The organism is Micromonospora sp. DT15 (assembly GCF_049841475.1).
Lineage (GTDB): Bacteria > Actinomycetota > Actinomycetes > Mycobacteriales > Micromonosporaceae > Micromonospora.
This window is the reverse complement of record NZ_JBNCKJ010000007.1, coordinates 124,664-147,138: the sequence shown is the minus strand read 5'-3', so window position 1 is coordinate 147,138 and position 22,475 is coordinate 124,664. Positions and strand designations below refer to the sequence as shown.

The 22,475-nt window shown below is 70.9% G+C and carries 19 protein-coding genes; 7 read left to right on the top strand and 12 right to left on the bottom strand.

Annotated features, from left to right (window positions below):
- Positions 1 to 21: 21 nt before the first annotated feature.
- Genes ACLQ3F_RS17195 through ACLQ3F_RS17185 form a run of 3 tightly spaced genes read right to left on the bottom strand, consistent with a single transcriptional unit; the run spans position 22 to position 3,496 of the window.
- Positions 22 to 1,521: an MFS transporter gene (locus ACLQ3F_RS17195; RefSeq protein ID WP_425850033.1), complete on the bottom strand. Its 1,500-nt coding sequence runs from the start codon at positions 1,519 to 1,521 to the stop codon at positions 22 to 24.
- Positions 1,518 to 2,789: an MFS transporter gene (locus ACLQ3F_RS17190; protein ID WP_425850031.1), complete on the bottom strand. Its 1,272-nt coding sequence runs from the start codon at positions 2,787 to 2,789 to the stop codon at positions 1,518 to 1,520. The genes ACLQ3F_RS17195 and ACLQ3F_RS17190 overlap by 4 nt, the downstream gene beginning before the upstream one ends.
- Positions 2,786 to 3,496 carry a siderophore-interacting protein gene (locus tag ACLQ3F_RS17185; RefSeq protein WP_393217664.1) on the bottom strand — a complete coding sequence of 237 codons (711 nt, stop codon included), beginning with the start codon at positions 3,494 to 3,496 and terminating at the stop codon, positions 2,786 to 2,788. The genes ACLQ3F_RS17190 and ACLQ3F_RS17185 overlap by 4 nt, the downstream gene beginning before the upstream one ends.
- Before the next feature lie 81 nt (positions 3,497 to 3,577).
- On the opposite strand from ACLQ3F_RS17185, the gene ACLQ3F_RS17180 reads away from it, so the two are divergent.
- The gene (locus ACLQ3F_RS17180) at positions 3,578 to 4,138 is read left to right on the top strand and encodes a GNAT family N-acetyltransferase (RefSeq protein ID WP_355005055.1); all 561 of its coding nucleotides are present in this window, start codon (positions 3,578 to 3,580) and stop codon (positions 4,136 to 4,138) included.
- A gap of 10 nt (positions 4,139 to 4,148) precedes the next feature.
- Here ACLQ3F_RS17180 and ACLQ3F_RS17175 read toward each other — a convergent pair whose 3' ends face one another.
- Genes ACLQ3F_RS17175 through ACLQ3F_RS17165 form a run of 3 tightly spaced genes read right to left on the bottom strand, consistent with a single transcriptional unit; the run spans position 4,149 to position 7,432 of the window.
- Positions 4,149 to 4,847, bottom strand: a complete 699-nt coding sequence (locus ACLQ3F_RS17175; RefSeq protein ID WP_425850028.1) for a hypothetical protein — start codon at positions 4,845 to 4,847, stop codon at positions 4,149 to 4,151.
- 24 nt (positions 4,848 to 4,871) lie between these two features.
- The gene (locus ACLQ3F_RS17170; RefSeq protein ID WP_425850025.1) at positions 4,872 to 5,552 is read right to left on the bottom strand and encodes a DUF305 domain-containing protein; all 681 of its coding nucleotides are present in this window, start codon (positions 5,550 to 5,552) and stop codon (positions 4,872 to 4,874) included.
- Positions 5,549 to 7,432, bottom strand: coding sequence for a sigma-70 family RNA polymerase sigma factor (locus ACLQ3F_RS17165; protein ID WP_425850023.1), 1,884 nt, complete (start codon positions 7,430 to 7,432; stop codon positions 5,549 to 5,551). The genes ACLQ3F_RS17170 and ACLQ3F_RS17165 overlap by 4 nt, the downstream gene beginning before the upstream one ends.
- A 322-nt stretch (positions 7,433 to 7,754) precedes the next feature.
- On the opposite strand from ACLQ3F_RS17165, the gene ACLQ3F_RS17160 reads away from it, so the two are divergent.
- The gene (locus ACLQ3F_RS17160) at positions 7,755 to 7,940 is read left to right on the top strand and encodes a hypothetical protein (RefSeq protein WP_425850020.1); all 186 of its coding nucleotides are present in this window, start codon (positions 7,755 to 7,757) and stop codon (positions 7,938 to 7,940) included.
- Positions 7,941 to 8,185: 245 nt separating this feature from the next.
- On the top strand, positions 8,186 to 9,013 hold the full coding sequence (locus ACLQ3F_RS17155; protein WP_425850018.1) for a SigB/SigF/SigG family RNA polymerase sigma factor: 828 nt from the start codon (positions 8,186 to 8,188) through the stop codon (positions 9,011 to 9,013).
- Between the two features lie 6 nt (positions 9,014 to 9,019).
- On the opposite strand, the gene ACLQ3F_RS17150 is transcribed toward ACLQ3F_RS17155, so the two are convergent.
- The 5 genes from ACLQ3F_RS17150 to ACLQ3F_RS17130 all read right to left on the bottom strand — a co-directional run bounded on the left by ACLQ3F_RS17150 (position 9,020) and on the right by ACLQ3F_RS17130 (position 14,177).
- The gene (locus ACLQ3F_RS17150) at positions 9,020 to 10,087 is read right to left on the bottom strand and encodes a DUF2855 family protein (protein WP_425850016.1); all 1,068 of its coding nucleotides are present in this window, start codon (positions 10,085 to 10,087) and stop codon (positions 9,020 to 9,022) included.
- 71 nt (positions 10,088 to 10,158) lie between these two features.
- Entirely contained in the window at positions 10,159 to 11,373 is a 1,215-nt protein-coding gene (locus ACLQ3F_RS17145; protein WP_425850013.1) for a PP2C family protein-serine/threonine phosphatase, read from the bottom strand.
- Positions 11,374 to 11,540: 167 nt separating this feature from the next.
- Complete coding sequence (locus ACLQ3F_RS17140) at positions 11,541 to 12,575, bottom strand: medium chain dehydrogenase/reductase family protein (RefSeq protein ID WP_425850011.1); 1,035 nt, start codon at positions 12,573 to 12,575, stop codon at positions 11,541 to 11,543.
- Between the two features lie 87 nt (positions 12,576 to 12,662).
- Positions 12,663 to 13,205: a TetR/AcrR family transcriptional regulator gene (locus ACLQ3F_RS17135; protein ID WP_355005047.1), complete on the bottom strand. Its 543-nt coding sequence runs from the start codon at positions 13,203 to 13,205 to the stop codon at positions 12,663 to 12,665.
- A 90-nt stretch (positions 13,206 to 13,295) separates the two neighbouring features.
- Positions 13,296 to 14,177: a helix-turn-helix domain-containing protein gene (locus tag ACLQ3F_RS17130; protein ID WP_425850009.1), complete on the bottom strand. Its 882-nt coding sequence runs from the start codon at positions 14,175 to 14,177 to the stop codon at positions 13,296 to 13,298.
- Between the two features lie 156 nt (positions 14,178 to 14,333).
- On the opposite strand from ACLQ3F_RS17130, the gene ACLQ3F_RS17125 reads away from it, so the two are divergent.
- Positions 14,334 to 15,200: an oxidoreductase gene (locus ACLQ3F_RS17125; RefSeq protein WP_425850006.1), complete on the top strand. Its 867-nt coding sequence runs from the start codon at positions 14,334 to 14,336 to the stop codon at positions 15,198 to 15,200.
- Positions 15,201 to 15,212: 12 nt separating this feature from the next.
- On the opposite strand, the gene ACLQ3F_RS17120 is transcribed toward ACLQ3F_RS17125, so the two are convergent.
- Complete coding sequence (locus tag ACLQ3F_RS17120) at positions 15,213 to 16,727, bottom strand: MFS transporter (protein WP_425850005.1); 1,515 nt, start codon at positions 16,725 to 16,727, stop codon at positions 15,213 to 15,215.
- 237 nt (positions 16,728 to 16,964) lie between these two features.
- Here ACLQ3F_RS17120 and ACLQ3F_RS17115 point away from each other — a divergent pair, with 237 nt between their 5' ends.
- The 3 genes from ACLQ3F_RS17115 (at position 16,965) to ACLQ3F_RS17105 (ending at position 22,451) form a co-directional block, all read left to right on the top strand.
- On the top strand, positions 16,965 to 17,444 hold the full coding sequence (locus ACLQ3F_RS17115; protein WP_425850003.1) for a winged helix-turn-helix transcriptional regulator: 480 nt from the start codon (positions 16,965 to 16,967) through the stop codon (positions 17,442 to 17,444).
- 265 nt (positions 17,445 to 17,709) lie between these two features.
- Positions 17,710 to 18,960 carry a DUF222 domain-containing protein gene (locus tag ACLQ3F_RS17110; protein WP_425850001.1) on the top strand — a complete coding sequence of 417 codons (1,251 nt, stop codon included), beginning with the start codon at positions 17,710 to 17,712 and terminating at the stop codon, positions 18,958 to 18,960.
- A gap of 458 nt (positions 18,961 to 19,418) precedes the next feature.
- Positions 19,419 to 22,451 carry a S8 family serine peptidase gene (locus tag ACLQ3F_RS17105; protein WP_425849999.1) on the top strand — a complete coding sequence of 1,011 codons (3,033 nt, stop codon included), beginning with the start codon at positions 19,419 to 19,421 and terminating at the stop codon, positions 22,449 to 22,451.
- Positions 22,452 to 22,475: the final 24 nt, after the last annotated feature.

The window sequence follows — 22,475 nt, the reverse complement described above, 5'->3', positions numbered from 1 at the left end:
TATTAGGGTAGCCTATCCTTATTAAACGGATTTGATGCGGTCTGCCCTATGTAGCAACCCGGCGGCCACCAGGCCACCGATCAACACCGCAGCCGCGCCCACCAACTGCCCCGTCTCCAGTGCCGAGGCGAAGGCGACGGTCACCGCCTCCCGCTCAGCTCCTCCACGGGCTGCGGCGAGCGCTGCGGGAAACGACCCGGTGCCGGCCAGGGCCGCCGGCAGCAGCGCCGCGAACCGGGCGTTCAGCACGGCACCCAGCACCGCGATGCCGAGGCTGCTGCCGACCTCGGTCATGGTGCCGTCGACACCCGCGCCCGCGCCGGCCTTCGCCGTCGGGATCGCGCTCATCACCGCCTCGACGATGGCCGGATTGGCCAATGCGCAGCCGACACCCATGACGAGCAACCCGACCAGCAGCACCCCGTACCCGTCGGACGGAAAGACTGTGACCAGCGCGAGACCAGCCGCGAGCAGCGTCATGCCAACGGCGATGGCGACAGCGAGGCCGAGCCGACGGATCACGCTCGCGACGACGCCACTGACGTTGAGCAGCACAATGGACAGTGCGAAGGGCGCCATCCGCAGACCGGCCTCCCAGGCGGGGTAACCCCTGACGAACTGGAGGTGCTGGGTGAGCAGGAACAGCGCGCCGGTGGCGCCGAACGTGATCAGCACGACGCCGGAGATCGCACCGACGAAGCGCCGGTCCCGGAAGAAGCTCATGTCCAGCATCGGGTGCGCGATCCGTCGCTCCCACCGCACGAAGATCCCGAGCAGGAGTACGCCGACGACCGCCGCGCCGACCACCTCGGTCGACGCCCAGCCGCGCTCCGGCCCAGAGATGATCGCCCAGACGACAGATGTCAGACCGGCTGTGGAGAGCACGGCGCCCAGCACGTCGAGTCGGCCGCCGGCCGGCCCGCGGGACTCCGGGACCAGCGCGCGAGCGACGAGCAGGCAGACAAGCACGATCGGCACGTTCATCAGGAAGATCGCGCCCCACGGCAGATGCGCGAGGATCGTGCCGCCGATCGGTGGCCCGACGGCGAAGCCCAACGCGCTGGTGGCCGCCCAGATGCCGATCGCCCGGGACCGCTCGGTGGCGTCGAAGACCTGCATCGCCACCGCGAGCGTCGCGGTGACCAGCAACGCTCCACCGACGCCCATCCCGGCCCGCGCAGCGATCAACTGCCCGCTGGTGCTGGCCAGACCGGCGGCCAGCGAGCCGACCCCGAACAGGACCAGCCCGGCGAGCAGCATCCGGCGGCGGCCGTACCGGTCGGCGGCGCTACCGGCGGTGAGCAGCAACCCGGACAACACCAACGCGTACGCGTTGATCATCCATTGCACCTCGGCGGTGCTGGCGCCCAACTCGGTGGTGAGCACCGGCACCGCCACGGTCAGCACGGTGTTGTCCAACACCACTACCAGTTGCGCGACGCACAGCACGGCCAGGATGAGCCATCGCTGTGGAAGTCGTGCCGATGTCGCGGTGTCGGTGGCCGGCTGGACCGTGGTCACGCCACCGCCTTGACGCCGTCCACCGCTGGCTGCTCGGAGGGCTGCTCGACCGCCGGGCCGACGGCGGGGCCGGGCCGGTGCGGGAAGCGCCGCTGGTGGACGAGGCCGAGGGCGACGCCGGCGGCCACCAGCACGATGGCCGCGACCGCGACCGCCGGGTAGCCGACCCGGTCGGCCGCCGCGAGGCCGATGGACGCCGCCACGAACGAGCAGACCAGGCCGAACGACGACAGCACCGTGAAGTCGGTACCGCCGGTGTCGGGCCGGGAGTAGTCCATGTTGACCGTGTAGAGCACGACGTTGGCGATGGTGTAGGCCACCATGAAGCAGCAGAGCGCGGCGACCGTCCCGCCCAGCGGCGCGCGGCCGTTCATCAGCGGCAGCAGCAACAACGTCGACACCGTCAGCGTCACGCCGCCGATCACGAGCACGCCACCGCGCCCGAACCGCCCGATCCCGAGGCCCGCGACCAAGCCCGCCACGATGGCCGGGACGCTGGTCACCACACCCGTGACGACGCCGATCCGACCCAACGACCACCCGGCGTCGACCAGCGCCGGGGTGACCAGGGCGTACGCCATTCCCGCCCCGACGTAGACCAGCGGCACCACGCCGAAGGTCCACCACCGGCAGCCCGGCTGGCCGAACACCGACAGCAACGCCCGGTAGGCAGTGCCGACCCGTTCCACCCGGTCGGTACGGGGAGGCTCCTGGAACCGCCACACCACCAGCAGGCCGACCGCCGTCATCGCAACCAGCAGGCCGATCGCCGGCGCCCAGCCGAACTGGTCGTAGACCAGGACGCAGGCGCCGCCGCCGAGCAGGTTGCCGAGGTAGCTCGCCGCTACCTGGATGCCGTTGCCGGTCCCCCGGGCCGAGTCGGCCAGCATCCGGACCGCGACGGCGTCCACGGCGATGTCCTGGGTGGCCGAGAAGAACACGTACGCGGCGCAGATCGCGACGATCGGGCCGAGCGCGTCGGCCGGACTGGCGAAGGGCAGCAACGCCAGCAGGGCGAGCACCAGAGCGGTCTGGAGTACGAGCAACCAGGAGCGGTAGTGGCCGCGGTGCCGTGAGCCGTACCGGTCGAGGATCGGTGCCCAGAGGAACTTGACGGGCCAGATCAGACCGACGATCTGCAACAGCGCCAACGTGTCCAGCGAGGTGCCACCGTCGCGCAGGATGGCGGTGAGCCCGACGGTGATGAAGCCGACGCCGAGGTACTGGGTGACGTACAGCGCGGTCAGGGTGCCGAGGCGGCCCTTCATGCCGCTTTCCAGTAGCCGAGAGAGGTCAACCTGTCCTTGTCGACGCCCAACGTCTTGCGGAGGTGTCGGGTGATGCCCCGGGTGGTTGCCGCCTCGCAGGCCACCCAGTAGTGGCCCGCACCGCTGGTCGGCAGGGCCGCGCAGACCGTGTCGACGAGGTGCTGACCCTCGTCGCGCCGCGGCACCCAGGTGATGTCGTGGTGCGCCCGGGCCCGCAGCGCGAGTGCCTTCTCGCCCTCGTGGGCGTACTCCAGCCACACCGTCGCCGGGATGTCGGCACCGGCGTCGAGCAGGCTGTTGACCGCGGGCAGCGAGGCCGCGTCACCGACCAGGTAGAGGTGCTCGGGCGCGGGGTCGGGCAGCTCGAAGGCGCTGCCCTGCACTGTCGCGCTGATGGTGTCGCCGACAGTGGCAGTGGTGGCCCAGCGGGCCGCGCAGCCGTCGTGGATGGCGAATTCGAGGGTGAATCGCCCGGTGGCCGGGTCGGGGTCAACCAGCGTGTACGCGCGTTGGTGGGCTCGGCCGTCGTTGTCGAACCACAGCCGGATCCACATCGTGGGGTGCACCCCGCACGCCTCCAGCAGGCCGCCCCCGTCCAGAAGGAGTCGCTGGTAGTGCCCGTCGACTGACTCGGTGCCCAGGACGGTCAACTGAAAGTCCCGCCCTCCCATGGCCTTGAGGACCAGGGCCTCCCAGTTCCGTTTCACGCACCCCTCCAGGTAAGGTCATCCTTGGTTAGGGGAGGTTAACCTAAGTTGCGCCCCGGATGGAACAGAGGACAGCGCCCGATGACGTACCAGGAGAAGATCGTCGGTCTCGGCGAGCTGTCGTTGGTGACAGTCGACCCGGATCGGGACGCCGCACTCCTGCACGGTTGGGTGACCATGCCCCGCAACTCCTTCTGGGGCATGGGTTCGCACACCCTCGACGAGGTACGCGAGATCTACGCCTTTGTGGACAGTCTGCCAACGCACCACGCGTACCTGATCACGGTCGACGGGGAGCCGGTCGGCCTCTTCCAGAGCTATCAGCCCGAGGCAGACCCGGTCGGCGAGCGCTACCCCGTCCAGCCCGGCGACGTGGGGATGCACCTGCTGCTCAGCCCCGACCGACGCCTCGCCCGCAGCCTCACCAACGCGGCCGGCCCGGCCATCGCCCGATTCCTGTTCCGCGACCCGGCCGCGCAGCGCATCGTTGTGGAACCGGACGTCCGCAACCACCTCGCCCTGCGCCGACTGGAGATCGAGGGCTTCACCTTCGACTCCGAGATCGACATGCCGGACAAGCGGGCCCAGCTCGCGTTCCTGACCCGCGCCCGGTTCGCGGAGAGGCACCCGACGCCGGCCTGACCACCGGCCGTCAGCCGTTGGCGTTCCAGAAGCCGACGAGGGTCGCGGTCCACCAGGCGAGCTGCGAGATCGTGGCGGCGGCGACACCGGGCAGCAGGGCGGACCACTGTGGGCGGCCCTGCACCGCCACGAGTCGATCCCGGACCCGGCCGAGGAACAGCCCGTTGATGCCGACCACCAGCACCGCGAGCAACTTGACCCAGACCAGCCCGGACGACGTGTCCGGTCCGAGGGCGGCCCCACTGGCGAGCAGACCCACCAGACCCAGCCAGATGAGCAGGTGCGCGCCACGGGCGGCGGTCAGCACGGTGCCGAGTGGTTCCCGGCGCAGCAGCCAGCGAAGGCTGAACCAGTCCACCGTCAGCACCGCGCCGAAGCCCACCACCAGGCAGGTCAGGTGGCAGAAGAGGGCGACCATCCGCGCACCCGGAGAGAGGGTGACGTGCGGCGCGACCAGGATCGCGATCAGCCACCCGATGCTGACCGTCAGGACCGAGGCGACGATGGTGGCCCGGCCGGCAGCGCGCCGGTGGCCACCGCGCCAGCCGGCAACCGGCATCGGGGCGACCGCCTCGGGCAGGGACGCGCTGCGGGTCCGGTGCGTCGCGCGCCGCACCGGGCGGACGGCGTCCGACGCGACGGCACGGTGGGCGGGACGGGACGCCCGGGACTGTGGGTGGACGTCGACGTGCAGGTCAGACGTCCGCATCGGCCGGACCTCCGGGCCGCATGCTCAGCCGCCCGGTGCGGCGGTGGGCGCGCCGGGTCGGTTGTCCAGCGTGTTCAGCTCGGCGGCCCGCGCCTGTTGGATCCGGCCGGCGAGCGCCTTCAGCTCCGGGCTTCCCCCGGCGGTCTGCTCGCCCCGGCACAGCACCACTGTCTGCGCGAGATGCGCCCGGATCAGACCGGCCGCCCGGGACGACACCTCCGTGTCGGATGCGGCACGTAGCTCGGCGAGGCTGGCCTGGGTGACCATGCCGGGCATCTGATGCCCCTCGTGGATGTTCAGCTCCGGCACGTTGCCCGCGGCCAGGAGCCCCCGCAGGTCCCGCAACTCCGCCTGATGAGCCTTCCGGACCTCGCCGAGGAGGGCCCGCAACGACGGATCCGCCGGGCGGGTGTCGAGCTGGTCGATCAGCGCGAGCGCGCCCTCGTTCATCGGAATCAACAGTTGGATGAAGGCGTCGTCGGTGCCGTTGAGCACCACCGGGGCGGTCGGTGCCGCAGCGGCCGACGACGCTGCCACCGTCGACGCTGCTGGTGCCTGGTTGGTGCGGCCCCAGCCCTGGCTGAGCCCGACGGCCACCGCCGTGGCGACCAGGGTCGCGACGACGCCGATCAGCCGCCCGGCCCGTACGCGAAAGCCTCGGCGCTCCGCCATGCTCTGCTCGTCCATCCGTTCGTCGGTGCTCAACGGGCGGCTTGGAACGCGCGGCCGACCACTGTCGCCTCGGCCCCGTCGCTGAACAGTCCGGACCGATCCTTGTCCGTGGCGGGTAGCCCGAACCAGGCGTAGCGCTGTAGGTAGGGCAGTTGACCGAGCATGGCGGTGGCTGCGGTGAGGAAGGCCGCCTGCTGCTGCTGACTGGGGAACTGCGAACCGCCCCCGGCGAAGCGAATCAGCGCGAACTCGGTCAGCCAGATCGGCTTTCGGTACCGCTGGTAGACGGCCTGGAGATACTGCCGGAGTTGGGCCACGGCGGTGGCGGTCGTGAAGTCGGCGCCGAACCAGTGCAGCGTGATGAAGTCCACCCGGTGGCCGCGGGCCTGGGCGCCGGTCATGAACCTGTCCAGCCAACCCTGCGGGTCCGGCCCACCCCAGGCGACCGCCGGGCTGCCCAGCTTGCTGCCCGTCGCCATCAGCTGCGGCCACAGCTCCAACGCCTGCTCGACGGTCATGTTCGCCTGCTCGGGCATGTCCGGCTCGTTGAAGGTGAGCAGGTACGGCCCGGCGGCCCTGGCCCGGGCCAGCTCTGCGGCGGTGACGTTCTCCGCGCTGCGGATCATCGGCACGAACGTCGCACCGCGCGGCGTGCTGATCCCCGGGTGCTGGGTGCCCCAGGTGTAGTACCAGCCGGCCTTCGAGTTCGCCAACGCCTGACTCGCCCCGGCGAAGTTCCACACCCCGACACCCTTGCGGGCGGAGCTGACCGCCGGCGCTACCGGAGCCTTCGACGAGGGGCGTGCGCTCGGCGAGGGCGCCACGCTCGGGGTGGCGGCGGCGGTGGGCGCGGCGGACGGCGGCGCCGCCCAGGAGGGCGCGGACGGGTCGTCCGGCTGGATCACCACCGCCATGGTGATGGCCAGGACGGCGGCGGCCACACCGGCGGCGAGGGACGGCACGAGGCCACGGGGCCGGTTCACCGCGAGGTCGACGACGCTCGGGCCGCCGCCCGCGTCCGTGGGCACCGTGCCGGGTGCCGTCGGTCCGGCGGCGGGTGCGGCAGTCGGGCCGGGCGGCGGGACTGCCTGCGCGGCGGCTGCCGGGGCGGCAGCGCTCGGCAGCTGGGCGCCGAGACCCGCCGGCAGCGGCAGCAACGGCATGCCGGCGAGCAGTCGATCGATCGGCAGGAGGGTGTTTCCCAGCCGTCCGCAGAACGCGCAGTCACGGACGTGTCGAGCCAGTCGCTTGCGCCACAGCGAGCTGGGCGTGCCGTCCCACTCGGCGGTCACGGCGCCCAGGTCCGGGCAACCGGGGCGGGCGCGAAGCGCGCGTACGACGCCTCGGGCGCTCTGGATCTGCTCCTTCATCCGGTGAATCCGCACCGCGACGTGCCCGGGCGACAACCCGAGCGCGTCGGCGACCTCGTTCCGGTCGATCTCGCCGGTCTCCTCCAGCCACCACAGCGAGAGCAGTTCCTGGTCGTCCGGGTCGAGCCAGCGGGTCGCCTCGGCGACCTCGCGTCGTTGGTCGGTGAGGCCGAGCCGGAGGATGGTCATCCCCGCGAAGTCGGAGGCGGGGTCGGGCACGTTGTGGATCGCGTCCAGCCCGGCATCCCGGTTGAGCGCGACACGGCGGCGCGTCTCCCAGTCCCGCACCTGGCGGATGGTGATCGCCACCAGCCAGGACCGGTATGCCGCCGGGTCGTTGAGCGCGGGCAGGTACCGGATCACCCGTACCAACGTCTCCTGGACCACGTCGTCGACGTCGGCGTGCCCGCGCAGCGCACGCCCGACGATGTTGTAGACCAGCGGGAGCGAGGCCGCGACGACGTCGTCGAGTGCGCGCTGGTCGCCCTGCCGGGCCGCGACGACCAACCCGACATCGGGCAGTGCTCGACCGGCTGACGACATGGGTCTCACTCCTTTGGTGCTCATCCGCGCGGCGCCCACGCTGGTTGTGCTGACCGCCCTCAAGATCGGAGACTCACGGCAGCGGGTGGGATTACAGAATTCCCGGGCGGTCGGTCCGCCACAAGCGAGGCGGGTCCGTCGGCGGCGCATATGTGTCGGCGGCGGCGGGTATGGTGCGGGGTGTCGGTGTCGCCGGGCGCTCGCCCGTGCAACAGGACACCAGCATTCGGGCGCCAGCGTGTGCGCCGAAGCGTCACCAGGTCGCACGGCCGATGTTGCCGGGGCCCCAGACGCACCCCTTTCAAAGAGACAGGATCTCTGCATGACATCGAACGACAGCAATCGACCCGCACTGTTCCTCGCCACGTCGCACGGTGACGTGCTGGACGGACCGGCGGTGACCTTCGACAGCAGCGAGGAGGCCATGCGGCGACTGCGTCACCCGTTCGCGGTGGAGCCCGCCCAGACTGCCTCGGCTGCTGTCGACGCCCCCGCCCAGCGCGGCTGAGCTGGGGCGCAACCCCCTCTCCGGACGGCCTAGACCTGCCTCGATTCATACTTTCGGCTAGTAATCAGTCGGACGTTCGGGTAGGGTCGCTTCATCACATGAAAGACATGACGCGGTGGCCAGGCCCGTGATCGTGTGGTGTTGCGACAGCGCGCTCCTGCCCGCAGGTGCGCCCCCGGCCACAAGCCGGTTCGGAGATCCTTCCGGTCGATCCGATCGACGGGCGAACGCCGGAGGAACCACCCATGTCCACGATCGTCGAGAACGCCACAGCCACCGCCGAGAACGCCACGAGCACCCGGGTCGGCCAGCGCAACAGGGACCAGAGCCCGGAGGACCTCCTCGCCGCCCTGGCGGCGACCTCGCCGCACGACCCCCGGCGCCCGGCACTGCGGGAGCGCACCATCGAGGCGTGGCTGCCGCTCGCCCGGCACCTGGCGCGCCGCTACAGCGGACGCGGCGCCCCCGACGACGACCTGGCCCAGACCGCCTCGGTGGGGCTCATCAAGGCCGTCGACAACTTCGACCACAGCCGGGGGATCGACTTCAGCGGGTACGCCATCCCCACCATCATCGGCGAAATCAAGCGATACTTCCGGGATCGCACCTGGGCGGTGCGGGTGCCTCGCCGCCTACAGGAGCTACGCCTGTCGATCAGCGCCGCCAACGGCGTCCTGACCCAGACCCTCGGCCGCCTGCCCACGGTGGCCGACATCGCCTCCTACCTCGACGTGTCCGAGGAAACCGTCCTGGAAGGGCTGGAGGGGGCGCGTGCCTACCGGGCCACGTCGCTGTCCACCCCGATCGGGACCGACGGCAACCGGGAGCTCGGCGACACCCTCGGCGTCGACGACCACGAGATCGACCTCGTCGAGATCCGCGTCGCCCTCGGCCCGGCCCTCGCGACGCTGCCGGAACGCGAGCGCGAGATCCTCAGCCTGCGCTTCCACGGCAATCTGACCCAGGCCCAGATCGCCGACCGGATCGGCGTGTCACAGATGCACGTGTCCCGGCTGATCACCCGCTCACTGGCCACGCTGCGTCACCAGCTCAGCGACGACATCACCGCCTGAGCCGGTTCACAGTTGGACGACGTGGCCCACCCGTGGCGGCGTACGACCGGCGAGGACGTCGAGCCACGCGTGCTGGAGGGCTGCCGGCCCGGCACCCACCCGAACGTCGAGCCACTGGCTCACGACGGCGGCGAAGCGTTGCCACGCCTCGGTGAACCGTTGGTCGAGCCCGTCGCGGCCCCAGTCGTGGCTGCGCTTGCGCATCTGCACCGGCGCGAAGAACACCTCCTCGGCGGCGTCGGCGTTCGGCGTCTGGTTGGTGAGCCCGACCGCGATGTCCCGGACGAACCGGTCGCCGAGACGTCGACGCAGGGCGGCGCGGGTCGAGGGCGCGCCGGACAGGTCGAGGTAGACGCTCGGGACCACGTCGAGGGAATCGATGTCGTCGTACGACACGACCTCGTCGTAGCAGCCGAGCGACCGGGTGAACGCCAGGTTGCCCGGTGAGGTGAGACCGATCAGGCGCGGCCCGCGCCGGTGCAGCTCGAACGCGGCGGCGTACGCGGTCTTGCTCGACGCCGACGACACCAGCAGCGCCTCGGCACCGTAGAAGTCGTTGTCGACGACCTGGTCGGCCAGCATGAACGAGGTGAAGAACAGCGGCCGGAACAGGATCAGCAGGTCCTCCTGGTCGCGCTGGTACGCCGGGTCGCCGGTGGTCGACCGGTACGCGTTGTACGGCGACGGCAGCTCGGCCCGGTGCGGGCTCGCCTCGCGGAACCCGGACGCGTCCACCCGGTCCGGCCGCACCACGAGGTGACCGGCGGGCGGGAGGTAGCCGTAGACCCGTTGCCCCACCTCGACACCGGCCACCGCCGAGGCGACCACCTCGGCGAAGCCCCAGAGCGGCGGCAGACCCCACTGCGGCCCGAGGCCCTGGGCCGCCGGTGGGAAGAACTGCCAGTACCGCATCGAGTCGCCGAGCACCGCGTAGGTCACGTTGTTGGCGGTGAGGCCGACGCGGTCCACGCGCAGCAGCGCCTCGCCGTCGGACAGGACAGGGGTGGAGCCATCGACGAGCGTGGTCTGCCCGAGGTCGTCACGCGCCACGGCGAAGGTCCATGAGTCAGCCATGAGGTGACGCTAGACAGCCCCGCAATCGGAGACAAGTGCACTGCGAGTGCAAAATCCCACTGCGCGAGGAGTCAGGGTCGGAGCGCGGCGAGGTCGCGGAGGTGCGCGAGCGGCAGGTGCGGTGGCCGCCACTCCACGAAGAGGGCCGTCGCGTCGTCCTCGAGCTGGTCATCCTGGTAGCCGACGACCGCGCGGACCAGGCGACGCATCGTCTCCGGGCTGGGCAACCCGTCGTTCAGGGCGCGGTTGACGAAGTCGACGAGCCGGTCCACCCCGAACTGCTCCCCCTGGGCGCTACGGGCGTCGGTGATGCCGTCGGTGTAGGCGAGGATGCGGTCGCCCGGGTGCAGATTCTCCTCGTGCACCCGCGGTCGGCGGGGTGCCATGTGGCCCAGGCCGAGCGGCAACGCGGTCGGCCCGGGCAGTTCCCGAACGGCCTTGCCGTCTCGCAGCAACATCGCACCGGGATGCCCCGCGTTGATCATGCTGAGCCGGCCGGTCCGGCGGTCCAACTCGATGAGCAACCCGGTAGCGAAGAAGTTCGGGTGCTCGGAGCGCACCCACCGGTCGATGCTGATCGCCGTGTCGACCAGGTCGAGGCCACACCGACGGGCATTGCGGTACGCGCTGACCACCAGCGAGGCCAGGGTGCTCGCCTTGATGCCGTGCCCGCAGGTGTCGAAGAGCCCGACGCTGAGCACGTCGTCGTTCAACGCGTAGTCGAAGATGTCGCCGCCGACGTCGTAGCACGGTTCGAGGATGGCGGTGACCACCAGGTCGTCGGTGGCGAAGGTCAGCGGCGGGAGCAGGCCCCACACGATCTCGGCAGCGACCTGCATCGGCATCCGCCGCCGCATCCGCTCGACCACGTCACCGTAGAGCCGGCGGTTCACCAGGATCTGGGCGACGTTGACCGCCACCTCCCAGGCTGGAGCGTCCATCGCCTCGTCGGCGGCGGCCGGCGAGACGACTTCCAGTACGCCCATCCGCTCACAGCCGAGAAGCAGTGGCACCCACAGCCGGTCCGGGTTGTCGGGCGCGCGCTGGATGTCGAGGGTGGTGAAGGCCCGGCCGGCGAGCGTCGTCTCGAGCGGCAACTGGTCCCGGTCGGCACCCGCGCCGAGCAGCGGCACGAGGAGAGTCTGCGTGTAGTCGGCCAGATAGATCACGATCTCGCTGGCATCGATCTCGGGCGCCGCTCGGGCAACCAACTGCGACACCTCGTCCGGGCCACCCCGGGGCGCGTTGAGCTGCAACCAACGGACCACCTCGCCGATGTCGGCCACGCTCCACCTCCCCCTGTCCTCCCCGGTAGCAGGAGCACGTAGTGCGAGCGTGAGGCTACCTCGCCCGCCGCGCACCCGGTGTGCACGAGTGGCGTACGCCCCAGGGCGCGTCGGGACGACCGAGCCGCCGGCGGCCCGCCGCACCAGCGCCCTGGGCGGGCCGGAGGTCAGGGCTCCAGCACCACCTTGCCGGCCCGGCTGCGGTTCTCGGCGAACACCAGTGCTGCGGAAACCTCGCTGAGCGGGTAGCGGGCGGCGATCTGCGGCACGATCACTCCCTGCCGCAGCAGGTCGAGCACGATGCCGAGGTCGGTACGCAGGCGACGGCGGAACGCGGCGCGCCGGGTGAGCTGGCCGGCCCAGAAGTTGTAGAAGCCGGCGCGGTGGCCGTTGGGCAGCGCGTTCCAGGTGTAGAGGCGGGCCAGCAGCTTCACGAAGACCCACGCGACCGACTGCCCGGTGCCGACGGCGGCGGCGTTGCCGTAGACGACCAACGTGCCGCCGGGGGCGAGCAGGGCGTACGACGTGCGTACGCCCGGGCCGGCGACCGGGTCGAAGACGGCGTCGACCCCGCCTGGCGACAGTTCGCGGACCCGCGCGGCCATGTCCGGGTCGCGGTAGTCGAGCGGTTCGACGCCGAGTTCACGCAGCCCGGCGTGGTGCCGTTCGGCGGCGGTGCCGATGACCCGCAGGCCGAGGTGTCGGCCGAGTTGGACGAGCACGCTCCCGACGCCGCCGTTCGCGCCGTGCACGAGGATGGTCTGTCCGGCCGTCAGGTGGGCGTCCCGCAGCATCTGCCAGGCGGTCACCCCGTTGACGACGACGGTCTCGGCCGCGGCGGGGTCCAGACCCGCGGGCACCGGGGCCAGGGCGTCGATGTCGACAAGCGCGTGCGTGGCCCAGGCACCGGTCTTGGTGACCGCCGCCACCCGGGTGCCGACCAGCGCGTCGTCGCCGCCGGGGCCGACCGCCCGCACCGTGCCGACCAGGTCGTAGCCGGGCACGAACGGAAACTTCGGCTGGCCGGGGTAGAGCGCGTGGCGCATCTGCTGCTCGGCGAACGAGATGCCGGTGGCCTCTACCTGGACGAGCGCCTGCCCCTGGGCGGGGACGGGCATCGCGCGTCGGTGCAGCAGGAGGCCGTCAGGCTCCACCACGCCGGGCAGTACCACTTCGGTGATCGTCGTGTCGGTGGTCGTCATCGGATTCTCCTTGTTTGTAAGTGTGCACTCACACACTTGCCTGGTCAAAAGATTGGGCCGCCGAGGCGGCCCAGCATCGGGGGTCGGTCAGGGGTGGCGGATACCGGCGGTCAGGGCGCGAGCCCAGGGCTCCGGGACCTCCTCCAGGCCGGCCGTCACGATCAGGTGGCACAACTGGCCGTACGCGAAGAACTGCTGCACCTGCGCGTCGCTGGCCCGGGCCCGACTCTGCACGAAGGTCGCGACCCGCCGGTAGCCGGCCCGCACCGCCTCGGCGACCTCCGGGATGTCCGTGACGGCCTGTGCCTGCACCTGGAAGAGCAGCAGGTCGCGATCGGCGATCAGCTCCGCGTAGGCATCGCCCATGGCGTCGAGGATCTCCTCCGGACTGCCACCCACGGCGCGCTCAGCGCCCGCCTCGATCGCGTCGGCGATCCGGTCGAAACACGCCCCGGCCGCCGCCACGAACAAGCCGAGCTTCCCGGAGAAGAGTCGGAAGACGTACGCCTCGGAGATGCCAGCGGCGGCGGCCACGGCGGTGACCGGGGTGGCGTGGAAGCCGGCGCGCGCGAACACCGACACCGCGGTGTTCAGGACTGTGACCCGGCGGGCCTCGGCGGTGGATCGCATATTTGTAAGTGTGCACTCACAAACAAGTGTCGTCAAGTCGTCGCTACGAGCACATCCCCACGCAGGCGGTCCGCAGCGGCCATGACCGGCTCACTCCAGCGGATAGAGACGGGCCGGGTCGCCGGGTCGGAGGCTGTCCGGCACGTCGTCCGCACTGCTGGCGGCGATCGAGCCGAGCAGCGCCAACGAGCGGGCGGACTCCGTACCGGGCTCGGCGTGGTAGATCACCAGCAGCTGCCCGTCGGCGCCCGCCACGGCGAGCTTGTCGCAGTACAGGTCGAGGTCGCCCACCTCGGGGTGGTGCAGCCGGCTGACGACGCCCTCCCGCCGACGCACCTCGTGGCGCGCCCACAACTGCCGGAAGCAGTCGCTCTTGAGGGACAACTCCCCCACCAGCGCCGTCAACCGTGGGTCGTCGGTGGCCCCGCCCGAGTCGGCACGCATCTGCCCCACCACGCTCTGCATCGCCTGCCGCCAGTCGCGGAACAGCTCCCGCTCGGCCTCGTCCAGGAACACCGCGCGGAGTCGGTTGGCACCCGGGGCCAGATTCGGCGACAGCGCCCTCGCCATCGGGTTCGAGGCCAGGATGTCGAGGTAGCGATTCTGCACGAAGGCCGGCATGGAGAGCTGCCGCAGCAGGTGCAGGATGCTGGCCGGCACCCGCTCGGCGGCCGGTCGGGCCGCCCGGCGCGACCGCGCCCGGCTCAACCCGATCATGTACGCGGTCGCCTCCGGATCCAGCCGCAACACCCCGGCGAGGGCATCGAGGACCTGCACCGAGGGGTGCCGTTCGCGACCCTGCTCCAGTCGGAGGTAGTAGTCGGCGCTGATGCCGGCCAGCATCGCCACCTCCTCGCGCCGCAGCCCCGGCACCCGGCGCAGGCCCACCCCCGGGCCGAGCCCGACGTCCTCGGGCCGGGTCTGCTCCCGGCGGGCGCGCAGGAAGTCGCCGAGCGGGTTCGTTGCGTCCATGCCACCGACGGTAGATCGCCGGGCGGCCCGGTGACTGGCTGTGTCACTACCAGGAACAGCTCGCCCTGCCGCCGGGGTCACTCGCGGCGGACAGTCGTCGAAGGGCCGGATCCGTTCGGCCACGGATGTCATCACTACTGCTGACAAGAGGATGAGATGAGCGAGAACCTTCCCGGCGGCACCCTCACCCCCGCCGACGGCCTCACCCTGAGCCGGATGGGCTACGGGGCGATGCAGTTGGCCGGCCCGGGTGTCTTCGGCCCGCCCCGCGACCGCGAGCAGGCGCTCGCCGTGCTCCGCGAGGCCGTCGACCTGGGCGTCCGACACATCGACACAAGCGACTTCTACGGGCCCGTCGTGGTCAACGAGCTGATCCGCGAGGCGCTTCACCCGTACCCCCAGGGTTTGCACCTGGTCACCAAGGTCGGCGCGCGCCGCGGCGCCGACCGCTCCTGGATCCCGGCCCTGGAGCCGGACGACCTCAAGGCCCAGGTGCGGGAGAACCTCCAGCATCTCCGCTTGGACGTCCTCGACGTGGTCAACCTGCGGGTGGGCGTGGCGGAGGGCACCGGCGACGCGCCGCTCGGCGAGCAGTTCGCCGCCCTGGCGGAGCTGCGCCAGGAGGGCCTGATCCGGCACCTCGGGCTCAGCAACGTGACGCTCGACCAGCTCGACGAGGCCCAGGCCATCGCGCCGGTGGTCACCGTGCAGAACCTCTACAACCTCGCCAACCGCCGGGACGACGCACTGGTCGACAGGTGCGCGGCGGAGAACATCGCGTTCGCGGCGTTCTTCCCGCTCGGCGGGTTCACGCCGTTGCAGTCCGACACGCTCGACGGCGTGGCCGCCCGACTGGGCGCCTCACCTCAGCAGGTCGCCCTCGCCTGGCTGCTTCAGCGGTCTCCCACCACCGTCCTGATCCCCGGCACCTCCAGCCTGGCGCACCTGCGGGAGAACATGGCGGCGGCCGACCTGAAACTGCCGACCGACGCCATCGAGGAACTGGACGCGCTCGCCGCCTAGCGTTCGTGCGGCTCAGTGCTGGTGCTGCTGGTGCTGCTGGTGCTGCTGGTGCGGCCGGTTTCGGATCAGGGTGAGCGCCAGCACCGCGGTGACGAGGAAGACGATGCCGGTGACCCGCAGCCCGGCCTGGACACCGGAGGTCAGTGCCTCCGCGATCGCCGCCCGGACCGGGTCGGGCAGGGGTTGGCCGCCGTTGGCGCCGGAGGCCACGGCCGCCCGCACGGCGGTACGGGTGGGTTCGTCGATCTGGTGCGCGGCGAGCCGGCCCGGCAGGTCGGCCACCATCGTGGTGGTGAGGAGCGTGCCGAGCAGGGACGAGCCAAGCACCGAGCCGACCTGGCGGGCGGCGTTCACCGCGCCGGAGGCCATACCGGCCTGGGCGGGCGCGACGCTGGCCAACGCCGCCGCCGTCGCCGGGGCCACCACCAGACCGGTGGCCGCGCCGAACAACGCGAACAGCGCCCAGCGGTCACCGAACGACGTGGTCGGCCCCTGGTTGGCCAGCGCGAAGCTGGCCACCGCAGCGAGGACCAGGCCGAGGGTCAACGGCGCCTTGAATCCGGTACGGCGGATCGCGCGCCCGGCACCGAAGGCGACCAGCACGTACGCGCCGAAGAGCACCAGCATGCGCCAGCCGGTGTCCAGCGGGCTGAGTTCCTGGGCACGTTCGTGGAAGAGAACCAGCAGGATCGCCACGCCGGTGAAGCCGAACAGCGACACCGCGCCGACGACCATGACGGCGCTGAACGACGCGGACCGGAACAGCCGCACGTCGAGCATCGGCGCACTGGTCCGCAGCTCGACCAGCACGAACGCGACAAGTGCGACGACCGCGACGACCCAGGCCGTCGACACCACCGGGTCGGTGTAGCCAACCTTGCCGCCCTGGATCAGCGCGTAGACGGCGGCCGCGATGGCGACGGTACCCAGCAGCAGGCCGGGCACGTCGAGTCGGGCGGGGCTCGGCCGGGACTCGACCACCCCGACGATGGCGACGACGAGGGTGACCAGACCCAGCGCGATCGTCGACAGGTAGACGCTGTGCCACTGGTAGTGCCGCAGCAGGAAGCCGGCGATGAGTGGGCCGATCGCGAGGCCGATGCCGGACGCCGCCGACCAGGCGGTGATGACCTCGGTCCGTCGGTGCGGATCGGTGAAGGTCGCACCGAGGATCGCCAGGCTGTTCGGCAGGATCAGCGCCCCGCCGAGGCCGGCGACCAACTGCCCGACGATCACCCACCCGACGGTCGGAGCCTCAGCCACGACGGCTGCGCCGACGATCATCGCGACGACCCCGGCGCCGAACATGCGCTTACGCCCGTAGCGGCTGCCCAGGGTGGCCGCGGACAGCACGACGCTCGCCACCATCAGGGTGTAGGCGCTGGGGATCCAGACCAGAGTGGTGGGGTCGACCCGCAGGTCCCGCTGGATCGTGGTCAACGCGGAGACCGTCGCGGTGATCTGCAGGAACGTGATCATCGCGCCCAGGCACATGGCGATCAGGGTCACCGGGCGGGAGCCGCGCAAGGACGAGCGGGTAGAGGCGGCCGACCCGGGTGCCGCTGGCCCCGATGGGATCTTCCCGGGCGGGGTCGCTCCGGGTGGGGTCGCTCCGGGTGGGGTCGCTCCGGGTGGGGTCGGGGCCGTGGCGCTGGTGGTCACTGAAGATCCTTCAGGCTGGGGTCTGACTTGCGTATGCTGAAGTCAGCGCGGCCCAGTTAAGCACCTGGCTAGCCTTCATGCAAGTCAGGTAGGCTGGTGGGCATGGAGGACCTACGAGGCGATCGCGATTCCTGGACGAGCGAGAACTGCTCGGTAGCCCGGGCGATGGACATCGTGGGCAGCAGGTCAACGGTCCTGATCATGCGCGAGGCCCTGCTCGGCACACGCCGCTTCGACGACTTCGTCCGCCGGGTCGGCGTCGGCGAACCCGCCATGGCCGCCCGCCTCAAGGAAATGGTCGCCGCGGAACTGCTCGAACGAATCCCCTACCGGGAGCCCGGGCAGCGCACCCGCCACGAGTACCAACTCACCCGCAAGGGCCGCGACCTCCTGCCCGTCATCACCGCACTGCGCAACTGGGGCGACACCTGGGCCACCACCGACACCGGCCCGTCCGTCGTCGCCACCCACCACGACTGCGGCGAACCGATCCGCGCAGTGCTCCGCTGCGCCGCCGGCCACGAGATCGCCGACGGCGACATCGACATCATCGCCGGCCCAGGCCTCGTCCGGCGCGACTGACCACAGCGTGGCCGAACCAGCGCTACCCTTTTCCCGGCGCAGGCCTTTCGCTGGCTGCGCTCACCAGCGCCACTCGCGGCACCTCGGCCCGGCCGACAGCCGCGAGCCGAGACGGCGCGGCACGGGCGCGGCACGGGCGCAGCTTCCTCAACTGAACGAGCCTGGTCCGCCTCGGTCGCGGAGCAACCGTGATCAGCATCGAGCCCCGAGAACGCATCGATCATGGCCGACCAAATATGTCGTACACCTGTTCTAGTCTCGGGTCATGGTAGAGGAGTTGGCGCAGGCAGACGACGCGATCTCCGCGTGCGTCGACGCCCCCGCCTGGCCACTCCCGGAACACGATCTGATCGCCGCACTCGACGCCGCGCACCGCTTGGAGCAGCGCCTCGCCGCAGTCAAACTGACCCTGATCCGCGAGATCGACGCCCACGGCACCGCCCGCACCCAAGGAGCCTCATCCACTGCGGTCTGGCTCCGCGGACGGCTACGGCTGACCGTTTCCGCCGCCCGCCGGCTCGTCGACCTCGCCACCGCCTTGGACACCGGCAGCCCCGGCATCCGACAAGCGCTCGCCGACGGACACATCACCCTCGACCAGGCCCGGGTCATCGCCGACACCGCCACCACCGTGCACGCCACCGCCGGCACGCAGGCCGCCGACAAAGCCGTCACCCTGCTCACCGACTGGGCCACACAATTCGACCCCACCCTGCTGCGCAAACTCGGCACCCGCATCCTCGACCACGTCGCCCCCGACCTCGCCGACGCCGCCGCCCAAGCAGCACTCGACGCCGAAGCCGCCCGCGCCGCCCGCGACCGCCACCTCACCCTCTCCGAACAGACCGACGGACGCCTGCGACTCACCGGCACCCTCGACGCCGAAACCGCCGGCCTGCTCCGCGCCGCCATCGATCCGCTGACCGCCCCGTCCGCACCAGACGACTCACGGTCCCCCGGTCAACGACGCCACGACGCCCTCACCGAGGTCTGCCGACTCGCCCTTCGAGCCGGCGAGCTACCCGACAGCGGCGGCGACCCCACCCAGATCGTCGTCACCACCAGCTACGACGCGCTGACCCGGCAACTGAGCAGCGGCACCCTCGACACCGGCCTGCCCCTCACCCCGCAAACAGTGCGCCGGCTCGCCTGCGACGCCACCATCCTGCCCGCCGTCCTCGGCGGCACCGGTCAGATCCTCGACGTCGGACGACAACGCCGACTCATCACCGGCCCACTGCGCCGCGCCCTCGTGCTCCGCGACCGCGGGTGCGCCTTCCCCGGCTGCGACCGACCACCCCGCTGGTGCGACGCCCACCACATCCACCACTGGGCCGACGGCGGCCCCACCAGCCTGGCCAACGCCGTCCTACTCTGCGGCCACCACCACCGACACCTGCACCACAGCGACTGGACCATCCAACTCAACGGCCACGGCCACCCCGAATTCATCCCACCCGCCTGGCTCGACCCCGAACAACTCCCCCGCCGCAACCACTACCACCGACGCACATAGGAGCAGCCCGGTGGCCAGGCCCGTAAACCGACGCCCTGCTCCGCCTGCTCGACAGCGCGGACCGGCAGGTCCTGGAACCGGCGAGTCGGCGGCGGTCCGCGCGTACGTTGTGGCGTGGTTCAGGTTGCTGCCGTCGCACCAGGGGTGGATGAGGTCAGACAAAGCCACGTCGCGCACCGTCCGAACAGGACCATTGAGGCGGATGGCAGACGGCGTCGCGCCCGACCAAATGGCACAGATCCCCCAGGTCGGCGCTTCCAAATGACGCGCAAAGTACCCGTTGTGTTACGAGCTTGTTTCCAAGATGACAGGCAGGTTACGGGTGCTTCTCGATGATCGGTACCGATCCTAGGTTTCGGCCACCGTCATCAGTCGTGGCGGCCGGCACCGAACGTGGAGGCAACGACGTGCCACAACCGAACGCACATCGGACCGGACGGGCCAGGTACGGGGTCAGCATGCTGGCCGCCGTTGCGCTGACCGCGGCCGGCCTGACCGGCCTGCCCGCCAGCGCCAGCGCCACCGCCGCGCCGGCCGGCAGTGGGCCGACCGCCCGCTATCTCGTCCAGCTCGCCGAGGAGCCGCTGGCCACCTACACCGGCGGGGTTCCCGGGATCGCGGCCACCAAGCCGGCCGACGGGGCCAAGCTGAACCGCACGTCCGGGAACGCCAACGCGTACCGGAATCACCTGCGCCAGCAGCGTAAGTCGGTGCTGGACCACGTCGGCGTGCCAGCCGACCGCACCCGCGTCACCATGGAGACCGCGTTCAACGGCTTCGCCGCCGACCTCACCGGGCCACAGGCCGCCCGGCTGCGCGCCACAACCGGTGTCCGAGCGGTGTACGAGAGCCAGAAGGTGCACGCCACCACCTCACACACCCCCGACTACCTGGGCCTGACCGGAAAGGGCGGGGTGTGGAACAAGGAGTTCGGTGGAGACTCCCACGCTGGTGAGGGCGTCATCATCGGGGTCATCGACAGCGGCTACTGGCCGGAGAGCGCGAGCTTCGCGCCGCTGCCCAGCCCGCGCCCCGACCAGGCCGTCATCGACGCCAAGTGGAAGGGCACCTGCGACGTCGGCGTCGAAGCGCCGGTCACCTGCAACAACAAGGTGATCGGGGCACGTTGGTACAACGACAGCGGCATCGCCGAGGCCTTCCCGGACGACTACTCCTCGCCGCGCGACCGCAACGGCCACGGCACCCACACCGCCAGCACCGCGGCCGGCATCCACGGCGTGCGGGCCACGTCGGGCACCCAGGACCTGGGCATGATTTCCGGCATGGCGCCGGCTGCGCGGTTGGCGATCTACAAGGCTCTGTACGACAACGGTGCGGGCGGCGCGACCGGCACCGACATCGACATCGTGCACGCCATCGACGACGCGGTCGCGGACGGCGTCGACGTGATCAACTACTCGATCGGTGATGACACCGAGCAGTTCGGGGCGGTCGACGCGACGTTCTTCAACGCGGCCGCCGCCGGGGTGTTCGTCGCCGCCGCCGCCGGCAACTCCGGCCCGTTCGCCAACACTGTCGACAACTCGACGCCATGGCTGACCACGGTGGCCGCGAGCACGACCGACCGGCAGAACACCCGGAAGCTCACCCTCGGCAACGGCACCACGATCGCCGGCGTGGGCATGGGCGAGACCGGCGTCGGGCCGGCCCGACTGGTCTTCGCGAAGGACAGCGCGATCGATCCGGACGGCGCCTACGGTGCCGGTCTCTGCGCCGACGACACGTTGGATCCGGCCAAGGTCAAGGGTGCGATCGTGCTCTGCCTGCGCGGCGAGATCCCGCGTACCGACAAGAGCATCGAGGTGGCGCGGGCCGGCGGCGTCGGCATGGTGCTGTACAACGACGAGCTGAACTCCCTGAACGCCGACGTGCAGACAGTGCCGACAGTGCACATCAACGAGGTCGACCTGGCCACCGTCACGGCGTACGTCGCCAAGGGCAACGCCACGGCGACCATCGCGCCGAGCAAGCTGGAGACGGTGGAGGCCCCATCGGTCGCCGCGTTCTCCTCGGCGGGCCCGTCGAACCTGAACGCCGGTGAGCTGCTCAAGCCGGACATCAGCGCGCCCGGTCAGGACATCGTCGCCGCGTTCTCCCCATCCATCGGCGGCAACGACTTCGCCCTGGAGTCGGGCACCTCGATGGCGGCGCCGCACATCGCCGGTATCGCCGCCCTGGTTCTGGCCAAGCACCCCGGCTGGTCGCCGGCGGCGGTCCGCTCGGCGCTGATGACCAGCGCCGTGGACAAGACCGACAAGGGCAACCCGATCAAGATCGGCACGTACGACGCGACTCCGCTGAACTACGGCGCCGGGCAGGTGGAGCCGGGCAGCGCCTTCGACCCGGGCCTGGTCTACGACTCCAACCAGCAGGACTGGATCCAGTACCTGTGCGGGGTGTCCGCCGACCGTGGCGGTGACTACGGGCTCGGCGACCTGGACGGCTGCGACACCGTCGGCGCGATCGACACGGCCCAGCTCAACTACCCGTCCATCTCGCTGGGCCGGATGGTGGGCAGGCAGACCGTGACCCGTACGGTCACCAACGTCAGCGACAAGACCAGCACCTACACCTCCTCGGTGCAGGCCCCGCCGGGGTACAAGGTCACTGTCACCCCGAAGAAGCTGCAGGTCCGTCCGGGCCACAGCGCCCGCTTCACGGTTGAGGTCACCAACACCGGGGGCCCGTTCGACACCTGGGCCGACGGGTCGCTGACCTGGCGCGACCAGTTCAAGCACGCGGTACGCAGCCCGCTCGTCGTACACAATTCCGGTTTGGTCGCCCCCGACGCCATCACCGGCAAGGGCACCTTCGGCAGCGTCCGGATCGCCGCCGAGGTCGGCTTCAAGGGTCAGCTGGTCTCCCAGCTCTCCGGCCTGACCTCGGGCACCAGCAACGTGGTCACCCTGAAGGGCGACGGGCCGAGCTGGGACTGGAGCACGTCGAACAACCTGCCGGTGCCGCTGCCCGCGTCGATCAGCAGGACCACCCTGCACGTCCCGGCCGGTACCCGCAGTCCGGAGATCCACGTGACGTCCGCGCGACCCACCTGCTCCCACATCGACTGGGAAGACGAGGAGGGCGTGATGGAGTGCACCGAGTTCAGCCTCAACGTCTACGACAAGTCCGGGAAGTTCGTCACCGCCACGGCAAGCACCCGGATCGGCGCCAAGGTCACCCTGCCGGACGGTGCCGGTGACTACATCGTGGTCGTCGAGCAGGAGTTCACCGAGAACATCAAGGACGGCGCGAACGCGTACACAGTCACCAGCTACCTGCCGGGCGCGCCGGGCACGTCCACCGGCCGGTTCACCATCGACCCGAAGCAGCGCAGCGTGCAGCCGGGCGCGACGGCGAACCTGACTCTGCGCTGGTTCGGACTCGCTCCGGGTCAGCGCTACGTCGGCGTGGTGGAGTTCCGCAACGGGGACGGGTCGCTGAAGACAGTGCCCGTCACCATCCAGTCCTGACTGCACCCCCCACCCGGCGGACCG

Coding starts and splice junctions, on each gene's coding strand:
- ACLQ3F_RS17190 (WP_425850031.1), bottom strand. CDS start 2,789: ATGAAGGGCCGCCTCGGCACCCTGACCGCGCTGTACGTCACCCAGTAC.
- ACLQ3F_RS17180 (WP_355005055.1), top strand. CDS start 3,578: ATGACGTACCAGGAGAAGATCGTCGGTCTCGGCGAGCTGTCGTTGGTG.
- ACLQ3F_RS17175 (WP_425850028.1), bottom strand. CDS start 4,847: ATGCGGACGTCTGACCTGCACGTCGACGTCCACCCACAGTCCCGGGCG.
- ACLQ3F_RS17165 (WP_425850023.1), bottom strand. CDS start 7,432: ATGTCGTCAGCCGGTCGAGCACTGCCCGATGTCGGGTTGGTCGTCGCG.
- ACLQ3F_RS17160 (WP_425850020.1), top strand. CDS start 7,755: ATGACATCGAACGACAGCAATCGACCCGCACTGTTCCTCGCCACGTCG.
- ACLQ3F_RS17155 (WP_425850018.1), top strand. CDS start 8,186: ATGTCCACGATCGTCGAGAACGCCACAGCCACCGCCGAGAACGCCACG.
- ACLQ3F_RS17150 (WP_425850016.1), bottom strand. CDS start 10,087: ATGGCTGACTCATGGACCTTCGCCGTGGCGCGTGACGACCTCGGGCAG.
- ACLQ3F_RS17140 (WP_425850011.1), bottom strand. CDS start 12,575: ATGACGACCACCGACACGACGATCACCGAAGTGGTACTGCCCGGCGTG.
- ACLQ3F_RS17135 (WP_355005047.1), bottom strand. CDS start 13,205: ATGCGATCCACCGCCGAGGCCCGCCGGGTCACAGTCCTGAACACCGCG.
- ACLQ3F_RS17130 (WP_425850009.1), bottom strand. CDS start 14,177: ATGGACGCAACGAACCCGCTCGGCGACTTCCTGCGCGCCCGCCGGGAG.
- ACLQ3F_RS17125 (WP_425850006.1), top strand. CDS start 14,334: ATGAGCGAGAACCTTCCCGGCGGCACCCTCACCCCCGCCGACGGCCTC.
- ACLQ3F_RS17115 (WP_425850003.1), top strand. CDS start 16,965: ATGGAGGACCTACGAGGCGATCGCGATTCCTGGACGAGCGAGAACTGC.
- ACLQ3F_RS17110 (WP_425850001.1), top strand. CDS start 17,710: ATGGTAGAGGAGTTGGCGCAGGCAGACGACGCGATCTCCGCGTGCGTC.
- ACLQ3F_RS17105 (WP_425849999.1), top strand. CDS start 19,419: ATGCTGGCCGCCGTTGCGCTGACCGCGGCCGGCCTGACCGGCCTGCCC.